General features: G+C 41.8%; 20 protein-coding genes. 9 read left to right on the forward strand and 11 right to left on the reverse strand.

Annotated elements, in window-relative coordinates; translation table 11 throughout:
• Positions 1 to 228: 228 nt before the first annotated feature.
• From VM932_RS12115 to tnpA, 4 genes are read right to left on the reverse strand one after another with little or no spacing between them, the layout of a single operon-like run.
• Positions 229 to 732: a DUF6398 domain-containing protein gene (locus VM932_RS12115; RefSeq protein ID WP_275650457.1), complete on the reverse strand. Its 504-nt coding sequence runs from the start codon at positions 730 to 732 to the stop codon at positions 229 to 231.
• An 11-nt stretch (positions 733 to 743) separates the two neighbouring features.
• The gene (tnpC, locus tag VM932_RS12120; RefSeq protein ID WP_326279051.1) at positions 744 to 2,219 is read right to left on the reverse strand and encodes an IS66 family transposase; all 1,476 of its coding nucleotides are present in this window, start codon (positions 2,217 to 2,219) and stop codon (positions 744 to 746) included.
• Between the two features lie 42 nt (positions 2,220 to 2,261).
• Positions 2,262 to 2,615 (reverse strand): IS66 family insertion sequence element accessory protein TnpB, encoded by a 354-nt coding sequence (gene tnpB, locus VM932_RS12125; RefSeq protein ID WP_326279052.1) that lies wholly within the window; start codon positions 2,613 to 2,615, stop codon positions 2,262 to 2,264.
• Positions 2,615 to 2,884 (reverse strand): IS66 family insertion sequence element accessory protein TnpA, encoded by a 270-nt coding sequence (gene tnpA / locus VM932_RS12130; protein WP_275650454.1) that lies wholly within the window; start codon positions 2,882 to 2,884, stop codon positions 2,615 to 2,617. The genes tnpB and tnpA overlap by 1 nt, the downstream gene beginning before the upstream one ends.
• A 260-nt stretch (positions 2,885 to 3,144) precedes the next feature.
• Between tnpA and VM932_RS12135 the strand changes: the two genes are divergently transcribed.
• From VM932_RS12135 to VM932_RS12155, 5 genes are all read left to right on the forward strand, one after another.
• Complete coding sequence (locus VM932_RS12135) at positions 3,145 to 7,146, forward strand: CheR family methyltransferase (protein ID WP_326279053.1); 4,002 nt, start codon at positions 3,145 to 3,147, stop codon at positions 7,144 to 7,146.
• A gap of 10 nt (positions 7,147 to 7,156) precedes the next feature.
• On the forward strand, positions 7,157 to 7,582 hold the full coding sequence (locus VM932_RS12140) for a response regulator (protein WP_326279054.1): 426 nt from the start codon (positions 7,157 to 7,159) through the stop codon (positions 7,580 to 7,582).
• Between the two features lie 4 nt (positions 7,583 to 7,586).
• Positions 7,587 to 8,624, forward strand: coding sequence for a response regulator (locus tag VM932_RS12145; RefSeq protein ID WP_326279055.1), 1,038 nt, complete (start codon positions 7,587 to 7,589; stop codon positions 8,622 to 8,624).
• Positions 8,608 to 9,018 (forward strand): response regulator, encoded by a 411-nt coding sequence (locus tag VM932_RS12150; protein WP_326279056.1) that lies wholly within the window; start codon positions 8,608 to 8,610, stop codon positions 9,016 to 9,018. Before VM932_RS12145 ends, VM932_RS12150 begins: the two co-directional genes overlap by 17 nt.
• A gap of 128 nt (positions 9,019 to 9,146) precedes the next feature.
• Positions 9,147 to 9,341 (forward strand): hypothetical protein, encoded by a 195-nt coding sequence (locus tag VM932_RS12155; protein ID WP_326279057.1) that lies wholly within the window; start codon positions 9,147 to 9,149, stop codon positions 9,339 to 9,341.
• Between the two features lie 60 nt (positions 9,342 to 9,401).
• Here VM932_RS12155 and VM932_RS12160 read toward each other — a convergent pair whose 3' ends face one another.
• The 7 genes from VM932_RS12160 to VM932_RS12190 all read right to left on the reverse strand — a co-directional run bounded on the left by VM932_RS12160 (position 9,402) and on the right by VM932_RS12190 (position 15,397).
• Positions 9,402 to 9,686, reverse strand: a complete 285-nt coding sequence (locus VM932_RS12160) for an AAA family ATPase (RefSeq protein ID WP_326279058.1) — start codon at positions 9,684 to 9,686, stop codon at positions 9,402 to 9,404.
• A 540-nt stretch (positions 9,687 to 10,226) separates the two neighbouring features.
• Positions 10,227 to 10,508: an exonuclease/endonuclease/phosphatase family protein gene (locus VM932_RS12165; RefSeq protein ID WP_326279059.1), complete on the reverse strand. Its 282-nt coding sequence runs from the start codon at positions 10,506 to 10,508 to the stop codon at positions 10,227 to 10,229.
• A 296-nt stretch (positions 10,509 to 10,804) separates the two neighbouring features.
• A complete protein-coding gene (locus VM932_RS12170; RefSeq protein ID WP_326279060.1) occupies positions 10,805 to 11,584 on the reverse strand; it encodes a DUF4349 domain-containing protein in 780 nt (259 codons plus the stop codon).
• 196 nt (positions 11,585 to 11,780) lie between these two features.
• A complete protein-coding gene (locus VM932_RS12175) occupies positions 11,781 to 12,734 on the reverse strand; it encodes an alpha/beta fold hydrolase (RefSeq protein ID WP_326279061.1) in 954 nt (317 codons plus the stop codon).
• Positions 12,735 to 12,946: 212 nt separating this feature from the next.
• A complete protein-coding gene (locus VM932_RS12180) occupies positions 12,947 to 13,894 on the reverse strand; it encodes a hypothetical protein (RefSeq protein ID WP_326279062.1) in 948 nt (315 codons plus the stop codon).
• 157 nt (positions 13,895 to 14,051) lie between these two features.
• Complete coding sequence (locus tag VM932_RS12185) at positions 14,052 to 14,375, reverse strand: hypothetical protein (RefSeq protein WP_326279063.1); 324 nt, start codon at positions 14,373 to 14,375, stop codon at positions 14,052 to 14,054.
• Between the two features lie 215 nt (positions 14,376 to 14,590).
• Complete coding sequence (locus VM932_RS12190) at positions 14,591 to 15,397, reverse strand: LuxR C-terminal-related transcriptional regulator (protein ID WP_326279064.1); 807 nt, start codon at positions 15,395 to 15,397, stop codon at positions 14,591 to 14,593.
• Positions 15,398 to 15,508: 111 nt separating this feature from the next.
• Here VM932_RS12190 and VM932_RS12195 point away from each other — a divergent pair, with 111 nt between their 5' ends.
• From VM932_RS12195 to VM932_RS12210, 4 genes are all read left to right on the forward strand, one after another.
• Positions 15,509 to 15,676 carry a hypothetical protein gene (locus tag VM932_RS12195; protein ID WP_326279065.1) on the forward strand — a complete coding sequence of 56 codons (168 nt, stop codon included), beginning with the start codon at positions 15,509 to 15,511 and terminating at the stop codon, positions 15,674 to 15,676.
• Positions 15,666 to 15,803 (forward strand): hypothetical protein, encoded by a 138-nt coding sequence (locus tag VM932_RS12200; protein WP_326279066.1) that lies wholly within the window; start codon positions 15,666 to 15,668, stop codon positions 15,801 to 15,803. Before VM932_RS12195 ends, VM932_RS12200 begins: the two co-directional genes overlap by 11 nt.
• A 762-nt stretch (positions 15,804 to 16,565) precedes the next feature.
• Entirely contained in the window at positions 16,566 to 17,120 is a 555-nt protein-coding gene (locus tag VM932_RS12205; RefSeq protein ID WP_326279067.1) for an RNA polymerase sigma factor, read from the forward strand.
• A 148-nt stretch (positions 17,121 to 17,268) separates the two neighbouring features.
• Positions 17,269 to 18,438: a FecR family protein gene (locus VM932_RS12210; protein ID WP_326279068.1), complete on the forward strand. Its 1,170-nt coding sequence runs from the start codon at positions 17,269 to 17,271 to the stop codon at positions 18,436 to 18,438.
• Positions 18,439 to 18,475: the final 37 nt, after the last annotated feature.

An 18,475-nucleotide genomic window follows, 5' to 3' on the forward strand; every position in this document is an offset into this window, starting at 1 on the left:
GTTTGTGCCAACATATGGCGATAAGGGCACTTCTTCAAAATTTGACCGACAAGGCCCTTGAGTATCGCTGTTATGGGGAAGGCCCGAACAATAACATTGCACACGCCCCTTGCCCCAAGCCAAAGGCACCACATGATAAAGGCCATTGATAAAGGCATAGGAATATCGTATCCGTCCGAGCAACTACACCTCATATCTGGGTTTAGCCCATTTTTCTGGGGAGATTAATCATCCCTGTTTTGTGGTAAAGCTAATGTCTTTGCCTTCAGCCCTTGCCTGACGTACCATTTGTTGCATATCTTCAGGGAGGGAGTCAATAGGGAGGATAAGATCATCAACCATGACCATATTGTTAAAAGGGTTGTCTTTTTCCATTCTGGAAGTAGAGAACTCTGGGCTGAAATGCCACATATCGAACATTTCTTTTATGACCCTGGCTTTATTGGATACTGTTGTAGGCTTTGTACCAAAATAATCGTGGATTTCCTTGGAAGGGATATAGGGTTCAAAGGATTTATCGAACAGGAAGTTGATGGAACCTATGGACTGTATTACCGCAGCAGCCCATATTTCCAGTTTTCCCCTTTTAAATGGGACTTCCCTTTTTCTGCCCATTTTTTTGATGAGCTTTTCGCAGAGTTCAAAATATTCCCCATCAAGTTTCTGGGCGCAAAAGGCCCCGGTAAGTTCCAGAAGGTGTTTTTGTCTTTCTTTAACTTGGTCTTTGGTCATTGTTTTATCTTTTATGGTTTGTCTGCACGGTACCCTGGCAATAATTCCTCCAGTTTTTGGATGTTGTGATCAGGTATTTTTTGGAGTGTGTCCTCTAACCACTCTTGAGGGTCAATGCCTTGCATTTTACAACTACCGAAAAAGGAATATAACATGGCCGCATCTTGTGCAGCCTTGTGGGAGCCTGCGAACAAGAAGTTTTTTCGGCCAAGGGCCAGCGGACGAATGGCATTCTCGATAAGGTTGTTGTCAAGTTCGATCCTGCCATCCTCAAAGATCACCTCGAACTTGGGGTATTGATTTAAAAAATACGTCATTGCTTTTCCCATGGCACTTTTGGGCAACACCTTAAATTGCTCTTCCTGTATCCAGGTCTTGACCTCTTGAAGTAGCGGCAGCACCTTTTGCAGCCTTAGTTCTTTGCGCATTTCGGCATCCCCGGCCGCTGTTTCTTTGATCGCCCGTTCCCGGCTATAAATTTCACTAAATAAAGCCAATGCTTTTTCTGCCCTTGCTTTATCCTGGTCCCGGGCATCCACAAATTTTCGCCTGGCATGCACAAGGCAGCCCGCCATGGCAATGTCCGGATCTACGCCGATTTTATCATACACACTATATCCATCACATTGGACGTAACCCTTGTACCCGTCAAGGAGTTCCTTGGGGCCATGTTGCCCGCGTCCTTTGCGGTAATCAAAGAGCACCAGTTTTCGCAAGGGGTCATGATAGACCCATTGATACCCTTGATGTGTACTGCCTTTTTTATCACTGTCCAATACCTTGATCGGACTTTCGTCGGCCTGGATGTACCCGTCTTCGAGGATTTTCCGCTTTAAGGTATTGTAGAGGGGTTCCAGTAATCGGCAACAACCCGACATCCAGTCACTCAAGGTACTGGAAGCGGGTTCCCAGCCAAACTCCCGTTTAAAACGCTGGATCTGACGATAGAACGGCAAGTGGTCAATATACTTGCTTACCAGGATATAGGCCAATAAACAGGCCTCGGCAATGGATTTTTCGATAGGACGTGTGGGAAGTGGCGCGATGACCACCCCTTGCTGGTCTTTTCTGGCGTATTTAGGACGAATGGTCCGTCTTTTGACCAGACTGGCCGGGGTGTATTCCAGAGTTTCACTGACTTTCTGGCCAATCTTTTTCAGGGTGCTTACATCTTCTTCCGGTTCAAGAATTACTTCCCGTACCGGAAGGTGTTCCGGCAAACTACCGCGCCCAGGGTGTTTTTGTTTTTCCCGGGTATAGGTGATGGTCTCTTTAGGAATGGCCACTTGCCCGGTCTTATCTGCGTTTTCGGAAAAAAGCGATAGTTGCTCCTCCAAGATCTCAGGAATAAAACGTTCCGATTTAAAGCCCTGGATCAGTTTGTAGAGTTGCCCGAGTTGTACCTCCAAAGCGGAGATCTTCTCCTTGAAGGCTCCATTGGACGCTCTAAGTTGCCGGTTTTCTCTCTGTAGCTCCTGATAGGTCATCGGATAGCTAAAATACTACCCTTGTTAAAAATACACCAGTATTCAGCAGGCTTTTTCATAGCGTTTTCTTCGGGCAATATTGGTGATGGCCACCCCGTCGATGAGCATCACCAGTTGGGTGTAATCCAACTGGAGCACACCCACGGATGCATCGTATTTTGGCAACTCAAAGGTGCCTCCCTCCAAGCGCTTGTAATACAAAACAAAGCCTCCGGACTGCCAATGCAGCAACTTGACCTTATTGCGGGCTTTATTGATAAAGATATAGACCGAACCATCCAGGGGACTATGTCCCAATTCTCCAAGGACCAGACCACATAATCCGTCAAAGCTCTTCCGCATATCGGTACCGGGAAGATATAATTGGTAATTCAGGGAGGAACTTAAAGCGAACATTACAGGGGAATTTCGATTTCTACACCGTTGCCCAACCGGATGTACATACTCCGGGAGGATGTTGGCCGGGAAGAATGGGTCGCCGATAAAGGAACAAAATTACTTTTTGTTGGTTTGGCAACCCCCTCCCTGGGAAACTTCTGGAGCCAATAGCAGAGTTTTCCTTTGCTGATTCCATGGGCACGGGCAAAAACCGATTGGCTCTGTCCTGATTCATAATAGCTATTGACCAGCTCACGCATTTCTGTGGCAATTGAAGATCGGGTCATTTTGATTATATTTAGAAAGCTAAATTATAACCCACAGAGGGTTTAGAAAAGATGCACTTGGACGGACGGATACGGAATATCAAATGATCACTTTGATATAATTTTCAAAACTTTCAGTAGATTGCATGGTAAAGGGGGTAATGGAGTTGGTATGGCCACAAGTGAAAAGATTATTGGGTATCGGTAGCTTATTGGTGCATTCCATCAATGGGGCGGCGATGTGCCTTTTATATAAAAGAGTGCCTTAAAAAAGGAAAAACATGAATGACAGGCTTTGTATAATAGGTATAGGGGCGTCTGCAGGCGGGCTGGAGCCATTGGAAGACTTTTTTGAGTTGGTACCCACCAGGACAAACTTGTGCTTTGTAGTGATACAGCATCTTGCCCCGGACCATAAAAGTCTTATGGACGAGCTTTTGGCCAGACATACCAACTTGCCGATTGAAATCATCGAAGATGGCATGGTGCCAAAATCCGGTTGCATTTATTTGAATCCACCAAAGAAAACAGTGCTTTTGGATGAAGGTGCCTTTGTGCTCGTGGAAAAGCCGAACAAAAAACTCAGTTTTCCCATAAGCTCATTTTTTAGCTCCTTGGCGGAATACAGCGAGGGCAAATGTTGTGCAATTGTCCTCTCGGGCACGGGAAGCGATGGGACCAATGGTATAAAGGATGTAAAGGAGTACGGGGGACTTATTTTGGCACAGGACCCGGCACAGGCCAAGTTCAATGGTATGCCCAACAGCGCGATTGCAAGCGGAATGGTCGATAAGGTCTGTCGCGTAGAGGAAATGGGCACTGAGATCACTGCGTTCTTCGACAACCTGATGAAAATGGACCCAATGGGGCCACCCAAAAGAGAGGATGAACCAAATACGCAGGCTGTATTGCGCTTGCTTTTTGAACGAACAGGTATGGACTTTAGCGCTTATAAGCCATCAACGGTCCATAGGAGAATACACAGGAGAATCAGCCTTTTAGGATATACCAATATTGAAGAATACCGAGAATTTTTGAAAGATACCCCTACCGAGGCCAACAAGCTTGCCCGAGAGCTGCTCATTGGGGTGACCCGTTTTTTTAGGGACCAGGAAGCTTTTATGGCACTCAAGGAAAAGGCAATACCTAGGATAGTGGAGCAAAACAGGGATACCAAGACGATCCGTGTTTGGGTTCCGGCCTGCTCAACGGGGGAGGAGGCATATTCCATTGCTATCCTTATCAAGGATTATTTATGGAAGCACAAGTTACGTTATGATGTAAGTATTTTTGCAACCGACCTCAATGGTGAGGCCATTAAATTTGCAGGCAACAGAATATTCCCGGAGAGTATAGTCAGTGATGTTCCCACGGAATATTTGGAAACCTATTTTTATTCAAAGCCATCCGGATTCACGGTAACCAAAGAAATCCGTGATATGGTGGTCTTCTCCGCACATAATTTGATACAAGACCCCCCCTTCAATAAAATTGATTTGGTCAGCTGCAGAAACTTTTTGATCTATATCAATGACTCATTGCAACAGCAGGTCTTTTCGGTTTTCCAGTATGCCTTAAGGAACCAGGGCATTTTGTTTTTGGGCACTAGCGAATCCTTGGGAAGGGCGCAAGATAATTTTTTGGAGTTGAGCAAAAGGCATAAGATTTACATGAACAAGGAGAGTAAGCGGTTCGTTCCCAAACACCCTATTTCCATGAACATTAGAGGGAGCAAAAAAGCCGCTACTTTCGGAGCTTTTACGGAAGAGCCTGCCAAGGACGGTTTGTGGGGAACGGGAAAACGAACTGGTGAAATCCAACAAGCCATCATTCAGGAGTATGCACCGGATACCCTGATCGTGGACGACCAATTCAATTTATTGCACAGTTCGGGAAATGCACATCGTTGGTTAACGGTCCCCGTAGGTGAAATCAGTTCCAATCTGATAAAAATGTTGCCCGAAGAACTAAGGATTTCTTTGGAGGTTGTAGGGCGTCAAGTGCTGCAGACAGGCAAGCCCATGGAGATTTCTTCAATCCGTGTACCGAAACAAATCCGCCCTTTTGTCGAGGGACAAAAATCGATAGCCATCCGTGTCAGGCAAAAAATGCTTCTCGATGGGGAACCTATTTTGCTAATTGCCTTCGAACAGGATAAACTTGATGATACCGAAGTACACTATGATTCCATTGATTTGGCCACTGCGACCCAGGAAAAAATCAATATTTTGGAGCGAGAATTGCGTGTCAACCAAGAAACCTTGCAAACGACCATCGAGGAACTGGAGTCCAGTAATGAAGAGTTGCAATCCGCCAATGAGGAACTTCAGAGTTCCAATGAAGAGTTGGAATCGGTCAATGAGGAGCTTTATACGGTCAATGCAGAATATCAGGAGAGAAACTTGGAATTGTCAAGTGCCAAAGAGGATCTTGAAAACCTTATTGAGAGTACAAATGTGGCCATGCTTTTCTTGGACCATGAGCTGAACATCAGGAGGTTCACTCCAGCAATCAAAGAGATTTTGGAGCTCTTGCCACATGATATAGGTCGAAATATCACCCATTTCAGGGGCAAAATCAGACTTGAGAACCTTATGGGCCATATCGAAGCTGTACTATTGACCTCAGAGGTGTTCGAGTCGCGCATCGAGGATATCAAAAACAAAAAGTATTTATTGAAGATATCCCCATTTCGAACCAAGTCCAATGAGATTAAAGGGGTAGTATTGATATTCCTGGAGTTGACCAAGGCATTGGGGAAAAGAAAGGCATTGGAATTATCCAAGCTATCCCTTGAATCATTAAGGTCGAGGGATAAAGACACAAATCAGGTGCTCGAACCGATATTGGACAACCTCAGGGATATGGTGTGCATTATCGATAAAGAAGGTACCATTGAATATTGTAACTCGACAGTTACCGAAATTATGGGGCTACCTTTTGATGAAGTCGATCAAACCAATTTTTTCGACAAGATAATGGACAAGAAATCGAGGGACCAGATTCAAGGTATCATCGCTCGTTCCACAAATGACAATAAATCGGGCTTATGCTCATTTCGAATCAATAAAAAGGGTTTTGGACCACGTTGGATGGAAGCGACTATTAAGGGAATAACCTGCGGGTCTTCTGGTGCGATGAAGTATTTGATGACCGTTCGAGATGTCCATTTTAAAAAATTGGACGAGATTTCCCTGCAAAAAATGTCACTTATCGCAGAGCAGACCAACAGTGCTGTGATCATTACCGATACAAGGGGCGAAATTACCTACGCCAATAGGGCTTTTGAGAAAATGACGGGCTTTACCGAAAGAGAGGCCCTGGGCAAAACCCCGGGAAGTTTGCTGCAGGGGGAGGACAGTGATCCCAAGACAATCAAGGAGATGTCCGAGGCGATCAAGCTTAAAAAGGGGTTTGATGTCAATCTGATCAATTATGACAAAACCGGCAACAAATATGATGTAAATATAAAGGCCGAACCACTGTACGATAGGGAAAACAATTTTCTGGGTTTCTTTTCCATCCAGAACGACATTACGGGGCAACAGGAGCATCTACGTCAAGTACACAGGCTCAATGAGATTATCCAAAACCAGAATATCAAGCTGAAGGAAATCAACCGTTCCCTTGAAGAGTTTGCCTATATTGCCTCCCATGACCTTAAGGCCCCTGTAAGGAACATCAAGGGGATGCTGGAACTCATAGAGCGCAAGGGCAAAAATTTGCAAGAAGAGCGCCGTCATCGATATTTTGAAATCATCAAGGATTCGTCCAATGAGATCAATCGCCTTATCGATAGTCTGTTGGAGTATTCCAGGTCGGGAACGGTAAAGGAGGATAAGAAGAGAATCGATATTATGGAAACTTTGCAGGGGATCAAGCGTACCTTTGAATTAGAGCTACAAAAAATCGGCGGGGAGCTGCATCTGGAAACTGAAGTTGATCATATTGAGGTGTATCCTACCCTTTTCAATCGATTGATGACCAATTTAATCGGCAACGCCGTTAAGTATCGAGGCGACAAACCCTTGAAGGTCGCCGTTAAAGCAAGGCCAACAGATGAAATGATTATATTTGAAGTATCGGATAACGGGGTAGGCATAGCCGAGAAATATTTTGATGATATTTTTAAAATCTTCAAAGTGGTATCCCCAAACAGTGATAGTAATGGTATCGGCCTATCAGTTTGCAAAAAAATTGCAGAATTGCACAACGGTACGATCCGCTTAATCTCCGAACCGGAAAAGGGAACAACTTTTTTTGTGGAACTGCCCAAGCATTGAAAAAATGGATATGAAACCAGCACACATTCTATTGATTGAGGATAACGAGGGGGATATTGTCCTTACCTTGGACGCCTTCGAGGAAAGCAAGATCAAAACAAAAATAAGCGTGGCAAGAAATGGCGAGGAAGCCATAGACTTCCTCTACAAGCAAGGGCAGTTTGAGGGAGTGGCCCGTCCAGACCTCATTCTCTTGGATATCAATATCCCGATTTATAGTGGGATAGAGGTTTTGAAAAAAATCAAAGCGGACGATACTTTGAAAAAGATTCCAGTTGTGATGCTCACCACATCTTCCCTACAAAGAGATGTGGATACAGCCTATGTCAACCACGCCAACAGTTACGTGACCAAACCCATTGAAATGGAGGATTTCTTAAGGGCTATTTTAAAGATTGAGGAATTTTGGCTTCAATTGACAACACTCTCCAGATAAGGGAATGGGGCCAATCTATAATGGACATATAGGGGAAGGCACGATACTGGTCGTTGAGGATAATGATGGCGATTTTTTCTTGGTGGAAGATTTTTTGTTGGAGAAGCTCAGGGGCGCAGCCATTGTAAGGTGTGGTAATTTTGGGGACACCGTCGATTATTTGAACGGAGAGAACCCTGATATTGCTGTTATATTGTTGGATCTACATCTGCCGGATGCACGCGGCATGGAATTGGTCAAGGACATATTGGGAATGTCCAATAACGTCCCTATTATCATATTATCGGGCTATGCGGATTTAAGGACAGCACAAGAAAGTTTGAAATTGGGCGTTTCCGATTATTTGATCAAGGATGATTTGAACCCTGAAATCCTATACCGGGCCTTGATATATGCCAAGGAGAGGAATAGCTATGTCAGCTTATTGCAGCGCAGTACCAAGATGTATCAGGAACTTTTCGATTTCAGTCCACAGCCCATGTGGGTGTTTGACCCCGTCAGCCTGGCGTTTTTGAACGTCAACAAGTCGGCCATGGCAACTTATGGTTATGACAAGGAAGAGTTTATGGCCATGACCATAAGGGACATAAGGCCAAAGGAACATTACAGGGCGCTCAATGATAGTATAGCTGAAAGGAAAGAAAACAGGGATACGCCCTTTGCGGGCATATTCGTCCACACCCTGAAATCGGGAGACTTGATACAGGTGGAAATTTACAGTAATGACATCATGTTTCAAGGTAGTGATGCCCGTTTGGTGCTCGCAAACGATGTTACGGAAAAATATAACCATATCCAGACCATTGAAGCACAGAACGCGCGTTTAAGGGAGATTGCTTGGACCCAATCCCATATCGTACGGGCGCCCCTGTCCCGGATCTTGGGCATCATCAATTTATTGGAAATAGAGGAAGGCTACTCGCAAGATCTCAAGTATTTACTCGAACAGCTAAAGAAGTCAGGTAAGGAAATGGATATGGTTATCCAGGATATAGTTGAAAGGACTGCTCAAATAGATGGAAAGCATGGAGAAAAACACTGATTTGATACTATTGATCGATGACGACCCCATATTTAATTGGCTAACCTATAAAATGATCAAAAAGTTGGATGATCGGCGGACTATAAAAACCTTCGCCAATGGCCATGACGCGTTCCTTTTTTTGCAGGAGGGTTACTCCCCGAAGGGCGGGTATACATTATTACTCGATATCAATATGCCTGTCTTGAATGGGTGGGAGTTTGTCGAGGGCCTGAATCGAGCAGGTTTTTTTCGCAACAGCAAGGAAAAAAACATTGGGATAAATATCATTTCCTCCTCTATAGATCCCATGGACAAAGAAAAAGCTGGGCAATGGCCGATCATTATCAAGGGATATTTTACCAAGCCGTTGGAAATTGATGATATGATGCTCATACTGGGACACAAAGGTTAGTAATATCCCATACATTCTATTTTCACGGGATACCTGAATATACCGGCGATTTTCTTTGGGATGGGTTTGTGTGATACTGGCGAAACGAGGGAGGTAAATACCATCTTGGCCAGAGAAAATCCAGCATCTTGACATACCAATGGTTATTTGAAAAACAACCCTCCAATAAGGAGGTGTCCAAACGCAGGGCAGAGGTCTTCTTTCGGTTAAAACAGGGGGGTGTGGTCTTTGCCGATGGGAGGGACCGAAAAGTACGGTTTCCAAGGCCAGTAATTGCCAAACCCCTTGAAATCAAGGAGGGGATTTGGAGCGGCATTATTTAAAGGTCCATCGGGAAGTCAGGTCATATTTGATCAACAAAGGGAAAAGTAGTGCTTGACCTGTCAGTTGCTCTTGATATGGTCAAGAATGAAATCCGCTCTTTTCTCCACAGCTGCCTTGGGAAGCTCGATCAGGTCATATTGGTACCCGTGATAGGCCTGTACCATTTTGTCACAGGTGAACACCACTTGGTTCCAATCCCGTTTTCGTTGTGCATCGGTTTGGTAGATATCCTGCCATGGGGGCAAAATGAAAACCTTGCCGTTGTACCTGTTGGTTTCCGATAATGTCTTTATTTCCAGGTCAATGGACGTGTCTTTTAGGGCGGCGTAGCAAAGGGCATCCAAAAGGCCCGGTCGAAGAATACAAGATCGGTTCCATTGAAATGGTGGGTCGCTTTTTCAAAACCTGCAACGGAAGGTCGGAAAATTATTCAATTCGATTGTAATGGGTCGGTATGGTAGTACTGGCTTTTTCCCTCAAAAACAGTCGACAATATTATCGACTTATTGGGAATTGTACAGGCAGAGGCAAGATATGTCAATATTGCTGGGACGGATTTTATTTATCCAGTGTGTTTTGACTATTTTTCCGTCTTTCATGACTAGCTTAAGATTGTTTTACTGGTCTTCCAGATTAATTTTATGCTTTCCAATGGCGCTGTAAAAGGCCACGTAAACCAGATTTAGAGCATAAAAAGACAAATGTATGGTAGAGCTTGCTTTAACCTATTGCGTAAAAAGGTGATTTTATCCCAAAGCGGTTAATGCTTCCCCGAATATGACAAAGGACCTGGTTATCGGCCCATCACCCAACTTCTATTTTTTATCTTTATGTTTTTGGTCTTCCAAACAATGGCATAACGCTCGGTAACATATTTTGGGCTGTTAGTAGGGGTCGTTGATAACATAGTCCCATTTGGCCCCTTTTCTATTGAGCAGATCGGTTAATTTGGCAACGGCCTGTGCCCCACCATTTCCCGAGACCACTTCTTGGACGGCAAGGATATCCAAATCCCTAACGATCTCAGCGATTTGATTTAGTTCGTCGGTGTTTTTTGTCCGCCCAAAATCCTTGATGTTCCAGGATACTAGTTGAATTTCTTCAGTTTGAGCGAAAAGGACACATTGGAAGCATATCAATACAAGGAAAGATATCCTTTTTAACATGGGGCTGATTGGATTTTGGATTTGGAAATTAGGAATAAATGGACAAAGGGCTATTACGGAAAAACGTAAGGTAGTATCTGGTATTCCATGTAATTTCGGACTACCTAAAGATTAAAAAAATAAAGCCAAAGTCCCATGAAGAAATTTAAATTACCACTTGCTTGTGCATATACCACCAAATAGGTTGATTATGCCCTAGCCTTGCCTTTTTATGCAAAGCATTGTTTCCGCAGGTCAAGGGCTTGCATACATATCCGCCGAAGGAGGAGCGGCTACCGCTGTCGGCCACAGTATTGTTACTTTTTTCTTCTATAAAGCCTTATTCCAATTATTAGTCCTAGTCCGATTAGGATAAATGGCCAAATATTGGTCAGCACGACAAAAAACCAAATCAAGTTGTCCCACCCGTTTCTAAAACCATTTTTGAACTTCTGTCCGAACTCAGTCCAGTTTGGGATACTTTCATAGAAAGTCATTGTTAAAGTCGAAAATGAAACCCTGTCCTGTAAGTATTTTAAACGACCCTCAACTGATTCGATTTCAGATCTAAGTTGTCCAATGTGTTTTTCAATCTCCAAAATTTCGGTCACATTCTTAGCTTGTTTTAAAAGGTCTAAAAATCTATTTTCGAGTTCTTTTTTAGTTTTCAATCTCGCTTGAATGTCGAGAAACTCTTCTGTCACGTCTTTTACATTAATTTCTTTACTCTCAAACTTTTCAACTCCTTGAGTGGCGTCTTTCAGCAAGTTGTCGAAATTGTCGGCTGGAATACGGATTACAACTGTGTTACTTTTTCGTCCCGGTGATTTAAATTCCTGATCTGAAGAAACGTAACCGTTATATTTCTCTACTGCTTCAAAAATGTTTTTTCTTGTAGAGCTTACGTTGTTTGTTTCAAACTCTACGTGTCCTTCTTTGATCAATTTCCGTTCTACCGTTTCATTGGTTTTTTGTTCAGTTGTCGGTGCGACCATTTCCTCGTCGGCCATTTTCATTTTTGCATTGTCAGTGTTTTGCGCACAACCGAAAAATGTCAAAAGAATTATTAGTCCTAAATATTTGGTCTTATGTTTCATAGTCGTTGTTTTATATTGTGGTCAACGTTCCTTGGCTTTGGTTTGCTGCGTTGGCTAATGATTAAAGTTAATAAATAAACAAACCGCTCACGCCTGCGTAGTTTTTCGAAGGAAAAACTGCCAGGCAGTAAATTAGGGACTTGCACACCTGCTAGCCAAAGTAGGAATGGCTGCCAACGTTACTTGTTGGCCTTCCTCATTCCAACCCTTCTAGCAAATATCTTTCAAATAACTTTGGTTTGTCTATCCAAGCATTGTGACCTGCTTCCGGTATAATATTCAGTTGAACTTTTGGATATTGTTTTAGCAGCGTTTTAAATGTTTTGCCATCAAAATCAAAGAAATCGTACGCTCCGTTGACAACGGTTGTTTTGGCCTTGTCGTTCATAACTTTTCTATAGTCATAATCCCAGTTTACCGTCTGCGTCATAACGGAAGCGTCTTTCTTATAATAGGCTCTGCCACCTTTTACCAGATTGTATTTCTTTAAGTCAAAGATATTGACAGCAGCAAATCTTAATCTCCAATGCTCGGTCAGGTCTTTGTGGGACAACCTTGATTTTCCAATGTCCTGAACGGATTTTAGACTATCCAACCCTTTCTCCTTATAGGGCTGGGCGAGTTCCTCAACTTCCCTTCTATTCAATAGAAAATTTACTTGGCTTTTGTGCCGTTCGGAAAAAACACTTTGGATACTATCGGATTTTGGAATAAGTGCTCCCGCAAGAACTAAATTTGTCACTAAATCAGGATGTTGTTTTGTAAACTCCATTCCGACCAAAGTCCCCATGGAGTGGCAAAAAAGTTTGACCTTTTTCAATTCCAATGCCTTGGTCAATTCGTATAAGTCATCCACATTTTTTTGAAAGCTAAGATTTTCCTTATCAGTAGGTGACAATAAAGAGCCCCTTTGGTCATACAGAACAAAATGGAACCTGCTTTCCAAACCCTTTATAGCGTCCATCATATAATCATGATTTGCGCCAAACCCGCCGTGGATGACAATTACAGTGTCCTTTTCTGCTCCAATTTCTTTTACATAAATTTCAACATCTTCCCTTTGTAGGTACCACTCTGAATAATTCGTGTCCTGTGCCAACAAAGATGCCGCCTGTAATGAAATAAGGATAAAAAGTATAAACGCTTTCATTTTTATAATTTTTACCCTAAGGACGATTGTTTTACAATGATGTCACATTGAATTCTAATTTACACCTGTATAAATACTGAACTTTGTTGGGCAAGTACCTCCAATTGAGTCGAATACGCCCATTTTTACACTAAAAAGCAAAGCATGGTTTCCGCAGGTCAAGGGCTTGTGCAGCTTTCTGCCGAAGGAGGGACGTATCCCGCCGTGTGCAGTTATTTTTTCCTTTTAAATGTTTGTATTACATTCTTGATATCTGAAATTGCTTTATCGCTTCCAGTCACGTAAGTGCCAACAAAAAGGTAATAACCTCCCTTTTTGTCAAACAAGATAACTTGATACATTTCCTCACTTTCGTCATCATTGTTTTTGGCGAAAAGTTCAAATCCTTTTAGATTGTCAATCTTTACCTCGTAAACCCCTTTATCCTGAATTATAGCATAATCGGCTGGATATTTCTTTAATCTTGCGATACAAAACGATTTTTCGTTTTTAATCTCAACTTTTGCAAATGATTTGTCAGTCAACAAGGTTGCTTTATCGACACTTTCTGTCGGTGTTTTCAAATCTCTGTTGAACAGCATTCCATTTCCAATGACCGTTTTGAATTTTAGAGAGCCGACATTTTCATTAAGTGAATAATTTAGGGCTTCTCTTGGATTGCTTTCCACTTCCGAATCAACAAATGTCGTTAACACGCTTTGCTTTATTTTTTCGCCCAATTGCAGCGAATCCTTTAAGTAAACCCCATTTATTAAAGTACTCGATTTTTCATTTCCGTAGATAAGTATTTGTTTTGAAAAAATCATTCCGTTTGCAGATTGGTCCAATTCAATAAGCAATCCATCAAACCCAGCTACATTGATTTCCTTTTTTGTGTTTAATTCCATTCCTTGTTTTTGCAGCACTTCGGAATCAAACCCTTTTGAAACTTCAAAATAAGGTCCGGGAATTTCCATCGCCACGATCATGGAAGTTTGGTCATTGGGATTTTGGAAACCCTTAAAGTTGCTGGAAGATTCAAATGAAGGCGGTGGAACCATAAAGATATTTGTTCCTTTAATTTGAATATGGTTTACCGACTTTTCTTTTGGTAATTCTTGTCCAAACCCAATTAAAGAAAATGAAAGCAGTAAGGTCGTAATTCTAATTGTTTTTATCATTGATTTTCGTCTTTTTCTAATTGCACACTTTATGAGATAGTTCTGGGATTTCGAAGCTCCAACTTGTCAAACCCTTGCGAATTTGGGTCAATGTACAAAAGTTTAAATTCCCCACATCCCCGGCTTACGTATATTGCGTGTTGGCAACTGACATTTTTTACCATTGCTTTTCTATCTTTCTTAAAGTATCCCTTTCAAAAATTAAACTTACGCGCTCAAGTGGAATAGTATCTTGTCCAAAGTCCATAAACTCAAAGAATCTATGAGTTTTCAATTTGGTTTCAATCTCGGATTTGGTCAAATTAGTTTCGTTAATTATTTCAACCAGAGAATTTAAATCATTCTCCGTATTAGTATATCCATCTCTCATGTAGGTAATTGTCACTCCTTGGTCAAAAATCGAATATAATCCGATTATTATGACAATCAAAAGAGTCAGGATGGAAATCCAAAATGCCAAACGCCACTTGTTCTTAATCATTTTGTCTTAATCTTTATTAATCCATTAATTGCATTTGCTCCATAAATCTCTGAATTCACAGGTCTTTAAATATATTGGATTCCGATTATTTGTTTAAGTTTTATTTCATTAAACCTCTCATAACATTCTCTGTGGTCAATCTGCACATCATCAATAATCAACACAGGTTCTCCTTTGTCTGGAATGATGTCGGCAGTAGTTTTTAAATTATACTTTTATATTAGCCCGCACATCAAACATTCTGTCACCAACTCAATACTGTTTTTGCAGCCTGTTTTTTTGAGCATGTTCCTTCTGTGAGTGCGCACGGTATAAACGGAAATATCATAAATATTGGCTATTTGCGCATCCCCCAGGCCTTTGGCTAAAAGCCCTACTATGTCTTTTTCCCTTTCGGTCAATTTTTGTGCTATGGTTTCTTGTTCCCTATCTGTATGTCTGGGGTCGAAAATACCTTCCCCCATCGGTACATGCATATAATTTTCCTTTCCGTTAAGGCTAATGAACGACACCGTATCGTTATGCTTTACATTAAGATGGGTAATATCGGTATGTATCCCTAAAATTTGTTGTGCTTTGCCCGTGTTGGAAAGGCTCAGTACCGAAACCTGTATCATCATATCACGCCGTTCCCCACGGTGGTTGACATAAGGGTATGTGTAAACATATTTGTAGTGTAAGCGGTCTTCTTCCGGTAGGAAGCGGTTCAAAAAATCAACCCCCATAGCTTCTTTTGTGGCAATCTGCGGTAAGACCTCCGGGACAACCACTGCCAAAAGCTTTTTCATATCGCTTTCTTCAGGTATTATGCCTATCAGCTCTTTTACACTGGGGGACATATGTTGTATTCTGAGATTGTACATATCCACGACATAAAAATAGAATTGACCTGGTGAAAACAATGCGGCTAACCGGGCCAGGTGCCCGGGCATTTCATAACGTGATGGGATTTGTACTTGGTCTAACCACCCTTTTTCCCATACTTTCCATACTTGTTCAACGGCAGTAATGTTATTTTTCATCCAGTGGTTGCTTTGGTCTGGCAAAATAAAAAATGATGTTAAGAATACCTAAAATGAAGTATTTACAAGCTTTTGTTTATGGAGTAGCTTTGGCGTGTTAAAAGTTCTTTCATGAAAAGAGTATTCTTTTTGTTGCATTTGAACAATGAATTTGCTTACGTGGACGATATTCGGGAATTGTTCCCAGGAATGGGAAAATCCTATCTCATAGGCAAGGATAAGAACAGCGCCATAAAGTTTGGATGTATTCCATACCGATGCTTTTATCATGCCCATTAAGATCGAGGACGGAATCCATATGGCCACTGTTGAAGAAATCATTGCCATGAAATTGGAAGTGGTTCAACGAGAGGGACTTAAAAAGGATTTTTGGACCCCCATGAACTGCTTACCGACTCTGGGATAGGAACTATGCTGCAATTGCACTAACAGCGATACCCCTATGGCCATGATAGGAATTTGATATTACATAACCTAACCAATTTTAAAAGGGCGGATGAGGACTTTGATTCCATTTGCCTCAAGAGAAAGTATTGGGAGTTTATCAAGAAGGATATTAAGGAAGCTGTAGAAATATTTGGTAGCGGAAATACTTGAAATTCCTTCCCAGAGGATATTTTACCCTTGTTGAAAATGTAATGCACTTGCCAATAATCACGAGCAATGGGACATCTTTATCAAGTGTACAAAATAGTATGAGGGTCGGTCTGGATCGCTATGCCCCAATTGAATGGTATTTGGGCTCCAAACGTTTTTCAAAATAAGGTTTAAAGTTGCTTATCATTGGATAGGGCCACCAAACCTTCCTCGTATCTTCAAGAGAATTAATGGAAATATTCTACTTTATAGGAAATAAGTGGAGAAAAAATAAAAAAATGTAGAGGTTTAAAGATTTTTTTATAATTTGTTAACGTTTTTTGGGAATTATTACTATTGGTTTTTTAAGGTAAAAGGATCAATGATTACTTTTCTTTTTGGGAAATTGTCCAACTCCTTGGTTCAATTTTTCCCGTTTAGGGCACTTTTTCGTTTATACAGATTTCGCTCTTATGTACCATTGGAGCGGCTTTGTATTAGGGATGAAAGGATTTGGTCTTAAAAGGTATTGAACAAAACCACGGTTTATTGCTTTTACGAATATCAAATCCTTTAAAATAATGGCGAAAAAATGGATCGAAATAGCTTTAACCATGAACCGTACCTTGTTGAGCAGTTAAAAAAAGGCCGCAAAGAAGCTTATGGCCACCTCTTCCTCTCATACCACAAGGAACTCTGTAATTATCTTACTGCGATTTCAGGAGATTCCGGGGCGTCCGAGGAAATAGCCCAGCAAACTTTTATAAAAATTTGGGAAAATCGCTCCAAACTCCAAGTAGGCAAAGGCAAATTGAAGCGCTATGTTTTTAAGATAGCCTATAATGTGTTCATAGATACCCAACGTAGAAAGAAGAAGGAGTTCCAATTATTGGAAAGCTTAAGGCAGCAAGCCTATTTGGAAATTGCTGAAGTGGACAGTTCCCTTTTTGAGGAACGGCTCAAACGGGTGGAAAAGGAAATAGACAATCTCCCCGAACAATGTAAAAAGGTTTTTATCCTGAGTAAAAAAGAAGGATTGAAATACAAGGAAATTTCCGAACAGCTGCACATATCCATCAAGACTGTCGAAGTGCACATGGCCAGGGCCATGAAACGTCTTAGGGCAGAACTTACCAGCTTTCTTTAACATTGTTCAATATCCTTTTCACAATTCTTCCATATAACATCCAAGCTAAATAGCTGTTTACTTCTCAATAAAAATGTTAAAAAAATAAATTTTTGTAAGGGTTTTTTGAAAATATCCCGTCTCTTAATAAAGTGACAAAATATTTCAGATGACCAAACTTGATATTAGAAGAATAATTACAAGATATATCAACCAAGAAGCTTCTTCGGAAGAATTGGCCATTTTGTACGAATGGGTCCAAAAAGGAAACAATAGGGAGGTCTTTAAAAAATTGGTGCAAGCCGATTTTCTGGTCAATTATGAGGATAGACCGTGGCAGACCGAGGATGCTTTTGAGCATTTCCTCGATGCTATACAAAAGAAAGCGCCTAAGGGGGCAAGGACCTTGAATTTACCAGAAGAGCTTTGGAAGTATGCCGCCATCATTACCATAATGTTAGGTTCTTCCCTGTTTTTTCTATTGACCCAGACCTCACCAGATCCTCTTTCCGATGGCATACAACTGGATACCGATCAGATTACCTTGCAATTGGACAACGGGAAAGTATTTACCATAGACCCGGGAACCGATAAAAGCCTACAAAGCCATAGTGGATCTAGCTTGAAGTCCCTCGTGAAAGGTGGACTGACCCAAGAAGATGAAAAATCCATAGGGAAAAGCACGAAGAACACCATAAGGGTACCCTTTGGCAAAACGCTGACCATGACCCTTGAGGATGGGTCGAGGGTAATGCTCAACTCGGGTTCAAGTTTGATATATCCTTCCAGTTTTGAGGGATTGCAGAACAGAGAGGTTGCCCTTAGTGGCGAGGCATTTTTTGAAATTGCCAAGAACCCGGACCGCCCCTTTATAGTAAATACCAAAAAAATGGTTGCCCGGGTCTATGGGACGGTGTTCAATGTTTCCGCTTATGAAGGTGATGAACGCAATGAAGTGGTCTTGGTAGAAGGTTCCGTGGGGGTTGGAAAGCCTCTCCAAAAAGGGGGTGGGGCACTTCAGATGCTCGAACCTTCACAAAAAGCCTCAAGTTTGGAGGAAACAGGGCAGTTTACGGTTGAGGATGTCGACGTATCCCCCTATATCTCCTGGACCAAAGGGGTTTTGACCTTTCAAAACGAAGCCATGAACAATATCATCAAAAGATTGGAACGCCAGTACAATGTCAAAATCGACAATACCTATAGCGAGCTGGATGAAAGACGGTTTACCGGTATGTTCGATGAGGAAACCATCGACCATGTACTAAGGACAATTCAGGCCCACACCCATTTTAGTTACACGAAAAAAGATGATTTAATAATAATTGAAAAACCCTGATAAACTATAGTGCCCATGAAGTAAAAACCAATAGTCC

It is taken from the genome of Flagellimonas halotolerans (genome assembly GCF_035818535.1).
GTDB lineage: Bacteria > Bacteroidota > Bacteroidia > Flavobacteriales > Flavobacteriaceae > Flagellimonas > Flagellimonas halotolerans.